This window comes from Sphingobacterium daejeonense, assembly GCF_901472535.1.
GTDB classification, from domain to species: domain Bacteria; phylum Bacteroidota; class Bacteroidia; order Sphingobacteriales; family Sphingobacteriaceae; genus Sphingobacterium; species Sphingobacterium daejeonense.
This window is the reverse complement of record NZ_LR590470.1, coordinates 176,498-191,385: the sequence shown is the minus strand read 5'-3', so window position 1 is coordinate 191,385 and position 14,888 is coordinate 176,498. Positions and strand designations below refer to the sequence as shown.

The following is a 14,888-nucleotide window of genomic DNA, read 5'->3' as shown; positions in this document are numbered from 1 at the left end:
TTCTAGGTGATTTGTTTACCTTCTTTTTCTGTTGTTCCTACGCCTTCCACCGCATCATCTTGGGTACAATACATAGAAGTTCCAGTTTGTTGCTCTATCCAGTCATTTCCCGCGATTCCGTGGATAGAAGGTACACTTCCTGTATATACAGAGCTGTGACCGATTGCAGTAAAGGTAGGCACATAGTTGATCATTGCGTTTTCACAGGAGAACCCTTCATGCAAAAGGCGCTTGAATCCGTCATTGCCATAGCGATCGGCAAACCTATAAAGGTAGTCCCAGCGCATTTGGTCAACCATCAATCCTACTACTAATTTCGGCCGCTCTACCTGTGCTGATAGCAAGGTACAGAAGCATAAGAACAACATAGAAATACTTAACTTTCTATACATTATTAATTATTATTTAGGGTTTAAAATTTAGGTGACGTTTTAAGAAATCACCCGTATAAGAGTCTTTACACTTGACCAAATCTTCGGGAGTTCCGGCGAAAACCACTTTACCGCCTTTTTCTCCACCTTCAGGACCGATGTCTATTACCCAGTCAGCAGATTTAATCATATCTAGGTTGTGTTCGATTACTAATACTGTATTTCCGAGAGCTATCAAAGCATTGAATGCTTTCAAGAGCTTACTGATATCATGGAAATGCAAACCTGTTGTTGGTTCATCAAAGATAAACATTGTTTTTTTCTGATTGTTTCCTTTGATCAGGAAAGAGGCCAATTTAATCCGCTGGGCTTCACCTCCTGAGAGGGTGCTGGAAGATTGTCCCAACTTCACATAGCCTAATCCTACTTCTTGCAACGGTCCTAATTTGTTCAGGATTTTCGGTTGATCGGCAAAAAATTCTATTGCCTCGTCCACACTCAGATCTAAGATATCGGAAACTGATTTTTCCTTGTATTGCACATCAAGGACATGCTGTTTAAATCTTTTACCATCGCATGCTTCACACGGCAGAATGATATCCGCCATAAATTGCATTTCAATTTTTACCACTCCTTCACCTTGGCATACTTCACATCGCCCACCTTCGACATTAAAAGAGAATGCTGAAGGTTTCAAACCATTTGCTTTTGCTGCTGGCAGTGAAGAATACAGTGCTCGGATTTCATCCCAAGCCTTTACATAAGTTACAGGATTGGATCGCGTAGACCTGCCGATAGGGTTTTGATCTACCATTTCAACTTGTTCGATTTGATCCAATGCACCTTCAATCCCGTCGTAAAGTCCTGTTTGTTCTCCAGAGTACGTTCCAATTGCTTTTTGTAATGCTGGATATAGAATTCTTTTTACCAATGATGTTTTACCAGAACCAGAAACCCCGGACACAACGGTAAACACATTCAAAGGGAAATCAACATTTACGCCTTTTAGGTTATTTTCTCTAGCACCATTGATTCGGATGCTTTCATTCCATTTTTTACGTTTCTCTGGAACTATGATAGAAAGGTCACCGCCAAGGTATTTACCTGTAAGGCTATTTTTATCTTTTAAAATTTCTTTATAGGTTCCTGCAAATACTAATTCCCCACCATTAATACCAGCTTCTGGCCCAATATCAATGAGGTAATCTGCAGCTTCCATCATTTCTTGCTCATGTTCTACGACTATCACGGTATTACCGGCATCACGAAGGGATTTCAATACGCCAATTAACTTTTGCGTATCACGAGGGTGCAGACCAATACTGGGTTCATCCAGAACATAGATTGACCCCACTAGAGAGGATCCCAATGAAGTGGCCAGGTTTATCCGTTGAGATTCACCACCAGAAAGGCTATTGCTCAATCGGTTCAAGGTCAAATAACTTAATCCTACATCACACAAGAACTGCAATCGGTTTACAATTTCTGCAAGCAAGCGTTTTGCTATAATTGCTTCATTGTCCGAGAGGTTTAGATTTTGAAACAGATTTAAGGCTTGTTCCAAAGGCAACAATACAACATCGGTAATAGAATAACCGTTGATTTTCACATATGATGCATCTTTGCGCAATCTAGTTCCTTTACATTCGGGACAATCTGTTTTTCCTCTGTACCGAGATAGCATCACTCGATATTGAATCTTATATGTTTGCTCTTCCAGTTCCGCAAAGAAATCATTCAATCCCCTGAAGTATTTGTTTCCGGTCCAAATCAGTTCTTGTTGTTCTTTGCTGAGGTCAGCATAAGCACGATGAATAGGGAAATCAAATTTGAGTGCTGATCGCACTAATTTATCAAGCCAAGCACCCATTTTCTCGCCACGCCAAGGGGCTATGGCACCATCAAATACAGATCTGCTTTTATCCGGGATGACTAAATCCGGGTCGATGCCTATTATTTTACCGTACCCTTCACAACGTTTACAAGCACCATAAGGATTATTGAAACTGAAAAAGTTAGGTGAAGGTTCTTCAAAAGTAATTCCATCAAGTTCAAACTTGTCTGAGAAATGGAAAATGTCAGCATCTATTTCCACTTCACATTCTCCTTTTCCTTCAAAGTATGCAGTCTGTACCGAATCGGCCAAGCGATTGATGGTATCGTCATTATGTTCTAAACGAACACGATCTATTACGATGAAAATATCACCTTCCTTAAAAGCTTTGTTTGATACTTCTTTATCTTCAATAATGGATTCTATTTTTTGGATAGAATCATTAAGCTTGACACGTACAAATCCTTTTTGCAACAACAAAGAAAGTTCTTCTTTGAGTTTTCTGTTATTTGTAGGGATAAGTGGGCTATAGATGGTTACTCTAGCATCATCTTCATAGGACAATATTTTGTCTACAATGGATGTTACGGTATCTTTTGTTACTTCTTTTCCAGAAATTGGGGAAATAGTTTTACCAATTCTTGCATATAGAAGTTTTAAATAATCATATATTTCAGTGGATGTTCCTACGGTAGATCTGGGGTTGCTAGAGATCACTTTTTGTTCGATAGCGATCGCCGGTGCAATTCCTTTGATATAATCTACATCAGGTTTGTTCATCCTTCCCATGAACTGCCTAGCATAGGAAGAAAGACTTTCTACATATCTACGTTGACCTTCTGCGTATAAGGTATCAAAGGCGAGAGAAGATTTTCCGGATCCCGACATCCCTGTGATTACAACCAACTGGTTTTTTAGGGATATCAACATCAATATTTTTCAGGTTGTTTACACGAGCACCTTTAATTTGAATATGGGATTTTGGATTATGGGTAGCATTTTTTTGCATAACTTTCAAAGTTAGGCAAAACTCATGAAAAGACCTTCCGTTAAACTAAACAAAAACGATTAGTTTACAACATAGTTACATTGTTAGCGTGGAAGTTTCTCAGGTCTTGGCATACGGTATTTCGTTGCTGTGATAGATTCCAAAAATGCTGCAACCTGTCTGATTTCGTCTCGGGTCAAATCCAGTTTCTTCATGAGAGGATCGATGCGAGGATGAATAGGGTCAGCCTCTTGTTCTGGATTTCTTGGATTGTTCATGGTCATGCCTGAATTGTACATATTGATGACTCCAATTATGTTATCAAACAGCCCATTGTGCATCCATGGATTGGTATTCATGACATCTCTCAACGAAGGTGTCCTGAATTTTCCAACATCTTTAGGGTCTTTGGTGACGATATATCGTCCCAAATCTTCATATTTACGTTGGTAATAGGTCAATCCAATATTATGGAAATCTTCATCTGTAAAATATTGACCATTATGACAGTTCATACATCGAGCCTTTGTTCTGAAGAGGTGTAATCCTGCGATTTCTTCGTCATTTAGGGCATCATATTTACCATCTAGGAATTCATCGAAACGACTTCTTTTGGATGTTAAAGTTCTTTGGAAAGTGGCCAGTGCACTCATGATCTCGGGCATTGAGAAATCATCGTCCCCAAACGCTTGCTTGAAAAGCTTGTTATATTCTGGAATTGCTTTGAGTTTTGGGACCAATTTTGTTAGGTCCATAGCCATTTCATTGTGTGCTTCGATTGGGCTTAATGCCTGCTCCTCGAGGGAATTTGCTCTACCGTCCCAAAACATACTTTTCCGTTGTCCAACATTCAATAAAGAAAGGGTATTTCTTGTGCCTACTAAATGGTCATGACCCACTGGGACTGTTGAATGGTCTCCCCAGGAAGTCTGTGGATTATGGCACGAACTGCATGAGATTTGGTTTGATCCCGAAAGGATAGGATCGAAAAACAGAAGCTTGCCTAATTTCACTTTTGGTTGTTCCATTAGGGAGAAATAGCTTGTATCGAGTTTTGGAAGAGATTTAAATTCCTCATATACTACTCCTGAGTCAATAGTTGGTTTAGGCCATTCACTAATAGGTCTGCTATATAGACTTCTTAGATCTTGAATTCCCTTATCACTTAAGAATGCAGTGCTTAACACTGTAATTCCCATTACCAAACCTATAACTAATATTCTCTTCATTTCCGTTTTTAAAACACGAACCCTAGGGTCAGTGCATAATATTTTTGTTTTATTTCTGTAGATGTTAGGGCATTTGCCTTCACGAAAGGTTTCACCTGTTCATTGACGACGAAGTCATAACGCGCTTCTCCTCCCACTGTGAACGGTTCGGCAGTCAAGAACATGTAATTCTGCGACAATAAATCTTCCAGGGCAGTCCCCCTAGTGATATTGAACACAGAATTTTTATCTAAAACCTTCTGCTTCTGCAAATTTAAACTAATTCCAAACAAACCGTCCTTCATTTGATATAAATACTGCCCTTGTACCCCAACTTTTACAATATCTGCCCATTGTTCTCTGAATGGGTTCAAGTACTGTTCCTTGATTTGAGTAAAAGTTGCAAATGGCTTAATGCTCCAATTTTCTTTTCCGATAAAAGCTTCAAGATTATATTCGAAGTTGTAATATCTATAGGATGATATTTCAGAGATTTTGGTATAACCCCCAGTAACGGCTCCATCATTATTAAATAGTCCTTCGGATCCTTTCCTAGTCTGTAGATCCATTTTAGCCATTGCTCCATAACACCAACTATCATTCGCGTTTACATATCCTAATTTCCCTGAAATGACCTGGTCGGTCCAATCATTGGCATTTGTAGATGATAATGGCAATGTTCTTTTTCCGGAATTTTGGGAAACTCCAACCTCAGCCATAAATCCAGCATCATTTTTTGGAGCAAAGGATAATTTAGCATTGATGCCGTTAACATTATATAAAAATTGCCCTGGTGGATTAAATGACCCAGACAATAACCTATTATAAGCTGCTAATCCATTAAAGTAAAATACTTGAGGTCTTCCTTTTTCGGATATAAAATCCAATGTATTTCTTTGTTTATAGAACCTGCCACCTACATGTGCGGAAATTAGATAGGTGGGTGTTAAAAAATAAGAAGCTCCTAGTTGTGCATATATATCAGAGGAATTATTATCAGGTCTTGGATCTCTTTTTCGATGGGATAAGTTCGCTTTGTATCCAGCTTCCCCTGCCAGCACCCAATTTCCGATTTCCTTGGCGATTCCTCCTGAAAATTGGTAAACCTCAGCGTTCAAATTCCCACCTACTGAATCTGCAATAAGATATGGGAAAACAAGATGATAATCAGATGTTTCATTAAACTTTAGATCTTGGACTTTAACATTTTTCATAGGTTGCATATCCCCACAGGGTGAGATTAGGGAATGAATTCTTAATATATGAGTCTGTTTTAATCCTAAATCCTTTATCTCCTGATCCTATTTGATAATTATATAGTTCCTTATTATCAGAAAAGTATGAAATGTCCACAGGTGTCATAGATTGTTTATATTGAAAAGGTCTGAGCGCAGGTAATTTATAGAAATCATTCCTGATTGCCCTGCCTTGACTAACCCTTTCCTTGATTCCTTGCAAATGTAATTGCAGGGAGTCTTGTGCATTTGCGGAAAAGGCAAATAAACAACTGAGGATACCTATGGACATCAATTTTCTCATGGTCCTTATTTCAATGAATATGGAGTGGCATGGTTAAAATCAACGGTTGAATTATTGGTGTCCTGCAAGAAAGGTTTTCCGTTGTCCAATACACCTAATGGTTTTCTAATGACAGCTTTTCCATATCTTTCATCAGTTTTATCACCTGCGTAAGTCCATCCCATGTCTAATGTTTCGGAAGTCACCAACCATTCAAAACCTGTTTTTTGAGAAACATTGACCGCATCTAGGATATAGCTGTTTGGGATTTTATAGGAATCATTTTTGATCACAGCGCCATTTACGGCTACGTAACTAAAGTTATAAGCATTTTCAGTTTTGAATTTTTCTGCATCCATTCTTTCAGGGAATCTACCCATCACATAGGATTTATTGCCCTGCACGGTCATCAATAAATTCCCTGCAACATTGGTTGCATTTGGCACTTGCGGATTATCGATATTGATGTTTTTGATGAGTTCAATTTCAAAATTTGCCTTACTCAAATCGAAGGAATTAGGATTTGCTTCAGTATGGTTTATTGCATTATTTGCGATGATAATATCTTCGCCTGGCGCTACAGGGTATTGTTTTCCGGTTCCGGGCAGCAAGATGATTTCTGAAGATGTGAAAGCATCTTTCATGACATCAGGGGTATAGACTCTTTTTGTAGTGGTCAAAAACTGGGATTGAGCAAGGAACATTCCATCAGCATACAATGTATCATTTGAATTATTATGGACAATAAAATACTTGTCACCATTATATACTTTTCCTTCAGGTGTCAGGTTTCCTGTGAAGAAGATTTCTTTGAACACGAAATTTGCTGTTGGATCTGACAGGAAAGTTTGCAGTGTAATATTTGTTGTTTCGGAGTTTACTACAATATTGGATTTGCGAGCTTTCAGTTCCATTTTTTTGTCGGCGCCATTAACTTTTATGGTGATTTCTCCATTTAAAGTTGCTGTATATGTGCCGTAAGTTAGATTTGCTTTAGCGGTGTCTGCTCCTGTTCCTAGTGTTGAGGAAGTAATAACTTCGGAGTTTATCTCTTGTAATTGGATATTGACATTGCTGATGCTGTATTCGCCCACTAATTTTGAATTGTCTAATTCAATAAAGACATTGGAGCGAGATTCCAAAAATTCATCTTTCATACATGAACTCAAGGAAAACAGCATTAGTCCAAAGCAAAGCCATTTAAAAAGGGATGTATTTTTCATTGTTATCTATATTTTATATTTTAATATTTAATTCCATACCGAAATAGGGGTTATCTTCCGCATTATTTCTTCTGATAAAATAGTGTCCATGTTGAGTATAATTAGGTTTGTAAATAAAAAGCCTATTTACGAACATGGCTATTCTGATTTTTTCCTTGATAACTTTTGTTGCTTTCACATTGACCAGTAGATCGATGGGTTGTGTGAATTTATAATAAGTATAAGGATCCGTTTTAAGGTCAAAATTCCTAAGAATTGGATCATACCGGTCAGCCTCCGTATACTCATGATAATTTTGGTCAATATCATAATAACCAATTGGCAAATCGTCTCTAAACAATCTTTGGGATGAATTATACCATAAGCTTTGTACAGAAACAGATAGATTAAAACCTAATTTCGGTAGGTAAGAATCCGCCGTCAGATTGGTGTTGAATGATTCATAAGTACCCCCTGAACTTCCATTTCTATAAGAAGCAATGTATTGTCTCACTTTTCCGTCGGTCACTAAATTTTGATCTATTACGGAATATACGGGTTGAATATTTCTATTATTTATTTTCAACCATGCTCCATTGATTGTAAATCTGGTATTGATTCCTTTTATCCGTCTTGAGGTAAATTGATATTCAATACCATTTTTTTCTGTTAGACTACCATTCTCATTTTTTGTATAACTATGGTATTGGGCTTGATTTTCTCCGGTAAAATCTTCGATAGAAGGTTTTGCAGTTATCGTTGATGGGTCTACAGAATTAACGTCATATTTTGTAAATGCAATTGGATTGAACAGGGTGACATCTCGTAATCCATTGTTCATTTTCTCATTAAAATAGTTGATGGAAAATGTATTTCCTTCGAGATCAAACTGTGTTCCTACTTCCCATTTAAAATTTTTTGCAGGCTTTAAATTAAAGTTTGTTGGGTCATATATGTTAGTCATTCCCCATGCTAGCCTGTGTTCAGGATTATTTGGGTAAAAAGAAAGTTCTGTAATATCGTTATAATGCAATGCAGGGTATAATAGATTCTGGTTTGGCATCAAAGTTTGAATTCCATAGCCTGCGAATATATTTGACTTTAGATTTTTTCCGAATAGGCTAGTTTGGGGTAAATGAAGCTTAGCATTATATCTTGGCTCAAGGTATATTTTGCCATCGATATGATATCTGTTATCTAAATTTAGTAGTGTGAATGCTCTAATACCCAGATTATTTTCAAACAACACCTTGCCAAAGTTGATAAAGAATCTATCTTCAGCAAATAATGCCAAATTGCTCATCGCAGGAATCTTGCTAAAATCGCGCGGTCTTGCTGTAATGGTCATGTTCAATGGTTTATTTAAATCATATTGCTGACCTTTTCCCAAGTTTTTGGCATAGGAATATTCTATTCCTCCTTTTATTTGATGCTTTACTAATGCTTTCACATTCCAATTGCTGACTGCTTTTAGGTTGACGTCAAGTGGTCGGCTATCAATTTGCATATTCGTAACATACTTTGAAGACAGAAAGGACATTTCATGACTACCTGCAATCAAAGAGTTCATTAACACATTAACAGCAAGTGGCTGCACTAACTTGTCTACATCGATTTGATTGGACGAATGATTGACATTCACTGAAAATGTAGCATTACGGAACGCTCCTTTAGGATTAGAGGAGAATATTTTCACACTATTGCCCACGGTAATTCTTTGTACCGAATTATTATAACGATCTGTTAAAGCATAATCATTATCTGGGTCAAATCTTTCATTGTCAATAGTGGTATTGAAATCTACATTATGACTCCAAATTAATCGATATCGGTTTAAGTTCCAGAATTTTTCACCACGAATGGAAGCGTTAATACGTTTGTAACCATTAAAGATATCTGATACTTTTTTGAGTGAGTTGAGATAGCCCGCATCAAAATTAAGTTTGTACTGATTTAAGTCAAACCCTTTTCCTAAGTTGAACAACTTGCTGTATCCGTCGGATTTAAATCTTGCTGACCAAGGTTCATATCCATTTATTCTTTCGATCAACACTACCCCACTGGTTAGATTTCCATATTCAACAGATGGAATACCACGTATAATTTCTACACTTTGAATGTTATCGGTTGCGATTGTTCGCATATCCACTCCAATATTTGATGTGTTTCTATTATTATTAGGCACACCAATTCCAAATCCTTGGGTAGGGTCGATCATGGACTGTGAGTTCAGACTCATTCCATCCACCGAGAACATTGTTCCTAAAGAATTTGTTGAATAACCAGACATTGAAGCATTGGTTGGGGTTCTCAAATTGATTCCCCTCACCTGATCTAAAGCGTGAGTTCCAGTTCTACCACCTGGCAATAACTCCAGTATATCAGCAATACTTGATGGTTGCAGGTGCTGCATGGCATCTCTGGTGATTATGGAGCTGGTACTGATATTTTTGGATTCCTTTGCCGTGACATGGACTTCATCAATGTTTATTTCATCTTGACTGAAAACAATCTGCGTTTCTCTATCGCTTTCTATTCGGAAGGTTCTAGAAATCGGATTTAGTCCTACATGAGAAAATTGAAGTTGATAAGTTCCTTTCGGGAGGTTTGATATGACAAATAATCCCTGTTCATCAGAAAAGGTATTAAAGCTTATGTTATCTTTTACTTCGATAGAAACATTAGCCATAGGTTCGCCCTTACTGTCTTTGATAGAACCAGATAATGTATAAACCTGAGCAAGGCTGCAAAGGGGAAATAATACAGAAAACAATAATATGTAGATGTTTCTTAACAAAGGACAATTAAGACTAATTCTAAACTACGCAAAATAACGCAAAAAATATTATTTAACGAAATGAAGATTTTTTTTGAGTAATTAGGAAAAAAGGAGGGATTCCGAGCCTATTATCTATTGTATGTCTACTGTCTATTGTCTTATGTCTTATGTCTATCTCACATCTCAAATCTCACATCTCAAATCTTCTTTCTAATCATTTTCCTTTTCCAGTTTTTGCAGGAGTTTTTCTACTTCGGCTTCGGAAGCTGTTAGTTTCGCTTTACAGATTGTCAGCAGTTCAGATGCTCTATTGATTTTTTCGGTTAGTTCGTCGACTGCAATTTCACCATCTTCAATATCAGCAACGATGTTTTGTAGTTCTTCGAAAGCATCTTTATAGGTATATTTATTTTCCATTTTGTTCATCTTTTTGTATAACTTTTGAAATCAGTTTACCGTCTTCGAGCTGGATTACTAATTGGGATCCTACTTCTACCTGGTCTAATTTATGGACGGATTTTCCATCTATTCTTACAATACTGAATCCTCTTTTGAGGATATGAATTGGGTTTACAATTCCTAGTATACGCTCAATATGTTGTAATTGCGATTGATTTTCTTTAATTTTTTGTCTACTATGGCGGATCAGGTGATTTTGTAGGTTATTGATTAGGGACTTGTCTTTGAGCAACCTTGTTTTACTGTTCCAAGAGATTGCTGAGATGATATGCTTTAATTTTGCGCTTTCATCATCAAAGGTACTACGTACTGCTCTTACAATCCTTTCTTGGGCTTGATCGACTGGAATTGCGAAATTATGGAATTTCTGCAACAGGAAATCTGCCAATTCACTTGGAGTAATTGCATTTTTGTAAGCGACCATTTCGCTGACCGTCTCATTAGTTGAGTGTCCAATACCCGTTAAAACAGGGATAGGGAAAATTGCTATCGCCTTGGATAAAAAGTAATTATTATATGAACTCAGTCCTACGTCACCCCCACCACCTCGAATTATGGCAACGGTATCAAAATTCTCCAATCTATCTGCAATTACTTCCAATTGCTTGATTATAGAACTGATGGATTTATCACCTTGTAATAGTGCTGGAAAGAGGGTATATTCTATTTTGTATCCCCAGGGGTTACCATCTATAATTTTAAAGAAGTCAGACAGTCCTTTACTTGTTTCAACTGAAATTATTGCGAGCCTTTTTGGAATCAACGGAAAAGGCAATCTTCTGTTGGCATCAAATATTCCTTCCTCTTGGAGATTTTTGATGCTTTCCTTTTTTTCCTTTTCCAACTCACCCAAAACGAATGTGGGGATCAATGTCAACGATTTTCAGGCTGAAGCCATATAAAGGGTCATAGGATATCCCTGCCTGAAAGAGCATGGTGATACCTTCGCGCAGTGGTTCTCCTAAAACCTCTTTAAATTGCTTGTTTATGCGCTGATAGTCCATTTTCCAAAGGATGGAGCGCATTTCAGCCACGACCTTACCTTCTTTTTTTTCTAATAATTCGGGATAACAATGACCGGAGTGGGAATAATGGTTGAGTTTATTCATTTCTGCTTTTATCCAATAAAGGCTTTTATATCGGTCTGCAATCGTCTTTTGAATGCTTCTCGACACCTCCAATAAGGTAAATACAGTTTTGTTATCCACTAATTCTGGCATAAACCAAATATACAGAATTATTACACGCTTGCCATGCGTGTTTGTGCGTTTTATTTGTACATTTACATTAAGAAACCCTTAAACAATTATGATTCGTTTTCTCAATCTACTAGGTATTTTTCTAGCTATTGGCTTATCTTATGCGCAGGCACAGTACAAACAAGTCATTCAAAATGAAACTGTACTATTAAACAACAACCGCAATATTATTCCATTCACTAGATTAGATGCTCGTAGAATCGCTGTAATTACCTCCGACAGTGTAAAATATGCTCCTTTTATCCAGCAGTTACAACGTTATGCTGAGGTCAAGAATTTTGGATTTGAGCAATACGACGAACATACCAAGTATTATAATACCATTATTGTTGCCGGTACTGTTGAGGAACTCAGACCTGATCATTTAGCGATGGTATTACAATCTGCTGTCAACCGAAAAGATGTGATTCTCTGTAAATTCGGCAATGATATAAATTACGTTAATATTGGCTTATCAGCTGCAAATTTAGGGAGATTTGCGAGTATTTTGACCTCTCCAGATTTAAACGAGGAGGCACAAGCCAATGCTGCTATGTCTATTTTCGGTGGTTTAGCATTACTTCTGGTTCTAACAAGACTACACAGACACGATTGCAATATACGAAAGGGAAACAATCAGGGCTTGATATTGGGAAAATGACCAATCAAATTGACGCAATTGCCAAAGATGCTATAGAACAACTTGCTGCTCCAGGTATGATGGTCATGGCCATTAAGGACGGACAGGTAATTTTTGAAAAGGCATACGGTAGCCACACCTATGATAAAAAACAAGCCAATAGCATTTATGACATCTACGATCTTGCTTCAATCAGCAAGATAGCTGGGACGACGCCTGTTGTCATGCATCTGCAGGAAAATAATATCATCCATCTAGACAGTACGATGGGTCATTATCTATGGCAAGCAAAAAACAGCAACAAAGCCAATATCACTTTAAGGACAGTTTTGTTGCATGAGGCGGGATTTACTCCATTTATTCCTTTTTATAAGAATTTAAAACCTGGAGATCTCCAAACAACAGCCTCAGCAACCCATCAGGTAAAGGTTGCTGACAATGCCTATCTGAAAAACAATTATTATAGGGATGTAATGTGGCCAGAGATGTTGAATTCAACAGTGAAGCCTATCGGCAACTATGTATATTCAGACATCAGTATGTATGTTATGAAGGAGGTTTCAGAACATGAGACATCTACTCCTATGCAAGATTATGTTCAGGAAATTCTGTATCAGCCTATTGGGATGAAAACTGCGGGCTACTTACCTAGGGACCGTTTCAATAAAAATCAAATAGTTCCTACTCAACAAGACACCGCCTTTAGAAAAGTATTATTGCAGGGTTATGTCCATGATGAAGGTGCTGCTATGGCTGGTGGAGTTGCAGGACATGCTGGACTATTTGCCTCGGCCAATGATTTGGCTATTTATGGTCAGTTATTGTTGAATAGAGGTGAATATGGTGGTGTTCGATATTTCAGACCTGAGACAATCGATTTATTTACATCAAAACAATCTAAAAACAAGTCGCCGTGGCTTGGGATTTGACAGATTTGATCCCAAAAAAGGTGCTGATTACCCTTCGAAACTAGCGAATTCATCTGTATATGGACATACTGGGTATACAGGAACATGTATATGGGTAGATCCTAGCAATCAATTTATCTATATATTCCTTTCCAACAGAGTCCATCCGCAAGTATCCACCAAAATCTACGACTTGAATGTCAGGAGCAGGATTCAAGACGTTATTTATGAGACTATCTTTAACGCTAAATAATGAAAAAGCTACTCATATTTTCATTCCTATTAGGAGGAATTGCTTTAAAAAGCATGGCTCAAACCGATTATAAAAAGATCCATGAGGATTTGATCGTTGTAGATGGTCATAATGATGTTATTATAACGAGCATTCTTCCTGGGAAAGACATCAGCAAGCGGTTAAAAAGCGATCATACAGATCTACCTAGATTGAAAGAAGGAGGAGTGGATGTTCAAGTATTTGCTGTTTGGTCGGATGATAAGAAGTGGAAAAAGAATGCATTTAAACATGCCAACGATCAGATTGACGCATTGGAAAAGGTCATTTTCAAGAATCCCGAGAAAATTGAGCTGGCCAAGAATTCCTCGGATATTCAAAGGATTATTGAAGTTGGTAAGATAGCTGCTTTAATTGGTATTGAAGGTGGAAATATGATCGAGGGCAGTGAAGCCAACTTAGAAGCCTTGTATAATCGTGGGGCTAGATACCTGACCTTGACTTGGAACTATAACCTTCCGTGGGTCACTGCGGCTGCTGAGGAGGTTAAGACAAAAGGAAGCAAAGGGAAAGGGCTGACAGAGCAAGGGAAAAATATTATCCGTAAGATGAATGAATTGGGCATGATGGTAGACCTTTCACATGCTGGCGAGCAAACTTTCTATGATGTGTTGAGCATAACGACGAAACCAGTTTTGGTATCCCATAGCAATGCTGCGGCTTTGACTCCACACTATCGCAACCTCAAGGATGCTCAGTTGGAAGCCTTGAAGAAGAATGGAGGGGTTATAGGCGTCAATTTTTATTCAGAATTTTTGGATTCCAAATACGTAAAGCGGGTTCGAGACCTATATTTTAAATCTCATAAAAAAGACAGCGTCAACAGGAAATATTCTATTGGAAAAATGTATTCCGCTCTTTCCGCAAAGCAGAAACACTTGGCAAATGCCCCTTTTGAGAAAGTTTTGGAACATATTGATTATTTAGTTAAAAAAGTTGGGATAGACCATGTTGCTATTGGTTCTGATTTCGATGGTATCGAGTCTCCACCTCAAGGGTTGGAAGATGTTTCTAAGTTTCCGGTATTGACCAAAGCGTTGCTGGAAAGAGGATATAGTGAAGAAGATGTAGCCAAAATAATGGGGCAGAATTTCTTGAGGCTTTTAAGGGAGAATGAGGGGGAATAGACAGTAGGCGATGCCGGATATGAGATGTGAGATTTGAGATTTGAGATAGTGGAAAGCGATCATTTTTCCTGCCATGGTTGGTGTCCCCACCAACCATCAATTGCGGATACGGCTATTTAAAAAAGTCGCGGCGGCCCAAAAAAACTATAATAGTTACAACCCACTGGGGTTGGCTCGGCGAATTTAAACAAACATGCCACACCTACGGCGTTGGTTAATGAGGCGATATTCATGCTATAGATATTACATGCCTACGGCATTTAAGATATATTTCATGCCTATGGCACTTAACCCCGATGGGGTTTTTGAGAAGTATTGCCTTGT

13 protein-coding genes and 1 pseudogene are annotated in these 14,888 nt (G+C 37.9%); 4 read left to right on the top strand and 10 right to left on the bottom strand.

What is annotated here, in order from left to right; genetic code table 11:
* Positions 1 to 2: 2 nt before the first annotated feature.
* The 10 genes and pseudogenes from FGL31_RS27285 to FGL31_RS24120 all read right to left on the bottom strand — a co-directional run bounded on the left by FGL31_RS27285 (position 3) and on the right by FGL31_RS24120 (position 11,579).
* Positions 3 to 392: an alkaline phosphatase family protein gene (locus FGL31_RS27285; RefSeq protein ID WP_262709011.1), complete on the bottom strand. Its 390-nt coding sequence runs from the start codon at positions 390 to 392 to the stop codon at positions 3 to 5.
* Between the two features lie 13 nt (positions 393 to 405).
* Positions 406 to 3,214, bottom strand: a pseudogene (gene uvrA / locus FGL31_RS00895) (excinuclease ABC subunit UvrA).
* Between the two features lie 83 nt (positions 3,215 to 3,297).
* Positions 3,298 to 4,422, bottom strand: a complete 1,125-nt coding sequence (locus FGL31_RS00890) for a cytochrome-c peroxidase (protein ID WP_138089426.1) — start codon at positions 4,420 to 4,422, stop codon at positions 3,298 to 3,300.
* 8 nt (positions 4,423 to 4,430) lie between these two features.
* A complete protein-coding gene (locus tag FGL31_RS00885) occupies positions 4,431 to 5,615 on the bottom strand; it encodes a DUF6850 family outer membrane beta-barrel protein (protein WP_138089425.1) in 1,185 nt (394 codons plus the stop codon).
* Positions 5,602 to 5,940 carry a DUF6850 family outer membrane beta-barrel protein gene (locus tag FGL31_RS00880; protein ID WP_138089424.1) on the bottom strand — a complete coding sequence of 113 codons (339 nt, stop codon included), beginning with the start codon at positions 5,938 to 5,940 and terminating at the stop codon, positions 5,602 to 5,604. The genes FGL31_RS00885 and FGL31_RS00880 overlap by 14 nt, the downstream gene beginning before the upstream one ends.
* A gap of 5 nt (positions 5,941 to 5,945) precedes the next feature.
* Positions 5,946 to 7,142: a DUF4876 domain-containing protein gene (locus FGL31_RS00875; protein WP_138089423.1), complete on the bottom strand. Its 1,197-nt coding sequence runs from the start codon at positions 7,140 to 7,142 to the stop codon at positions 5,946 to 5,948.
* 13 nt (positions 7,143 to 7,155) lie between these two features.
* Positions 7,156 to 9,918, bottom strand: a complete 2,763-nt coding sequence (locus tag FGL31_RS00870) for a TonB-dependent receptor (protein ID WP_171017499.1) — start codon at positions 9,916 to 9,918, stop codon at positions 7,156 to 7,158.
* Between the two features lie 192 nt (positions 9,919 to 10,110).
* Positions 10,111 to 10,317: an exodeoxyribonuclease VII small subunit gene (xseB, locus tag FGL31_RS00865; protein WP_099369375.1), complete on the bottom strand. Its 207-nt coding sequence runs from the start codon at positions 10,315 to 10,317 to the stop codon at positions 10,111 to 10,113.
* Positions 10,307 to 11,230, bottom strand: coding sequence for an exodeoxyribonuclease VII large subunit (gene xseA, locus FGL31_RS00860; RefSeq protein ID WP_232046145.1), 924 nt, complete (start codon positions 11,228 to 11,230; stop codon positions 10,307 to 10,309). The genes xseB and xseA overlap by 11 nt, the downstream gene beginning before the upstream one ends.
* Positions 11,205 to 11,579: an exodeoxyribonuclease VII large subunit gene (locus FGL31_RS24120; protein ID WP_232046144.1), complete on the bottom strand. Its 375-nt coding sequence runs from the start codon at positions 11,577 to 11,579 to the stop codon at positions 11,205 to 11,207. The genes xseA and FGL31_RS24120 overlap by 26 nt, the downstream gene beginning before the upstream one ends.
* Before the next feature lie 88 nt (positions 11,580 to 11,667).
* On the opposite strand from FGL31_RS24120, the gene FGL31_RS24115 reads away from it, so the two are divergent.
* Genes FGL31_RS24115 through FGL31_RS00850 form a run of 4 tightly spaced genes read left to right on the top strand, consistent with a single transcriptional unit; the run spans position 11,668 to position 14,564 of the window.
* Positions 11,668 to 12,258: a hypothetical protein gene (locus FGL31_RS24115; RefSeq protein ID WP_232046143.1), complete on the top strand. Its 591-nt coding sequence runs from the start codon at positions 11,668 to 11,670 to the stop codon at positions 12,256 to 12,258.
* Positions 12,255 to 13,166: a serine hydrolase domain-containing protein gene (locus tag FGL31_RS24110; RefSeq protein ID WP_232046142.1), complete on the top strand. Its 912-nt coding sequence runs from the start codon at positions 12,255 to 12,257 to the stop codon at positions 13,164 to 13,166. The genes FGL31_RS24115 and FGL31_RS24110 overlap by 4 nt, the downstream gene beginning before the upstream one ends.
* Positions 13,156 to 13,398, top strand: coding sequence for a serine hydrolase (locus FGL31_RS24105; RefSeq protein ID WP_232046141.1), 243 nt, complete (start codon positions 13,156 to 13,158; stop codon positions 13,396 to 13,398). Before FGL31_RS24110 ends, FGL31_RS24105 begins: the two co-directional genes overlap by 11 nt.
* Positions 13,398 to 14,564 (top strand): dipeptidase, encoded by a 1,167-nt coding sequence (locus FGL31_RS00850; RefSeq protein WP_138089421.1) that lies wholly within the window; start codon positions 13,398 to 13,400, stop codon positions 14,562 to 14,564. Before FGL31_RS24105 ends, FGL31_RS00850 begins: the two co-directional genes overlap by 1 nt.
* Positions 14,565 to 14,888 lie beyond the last annotated feature (324 nt).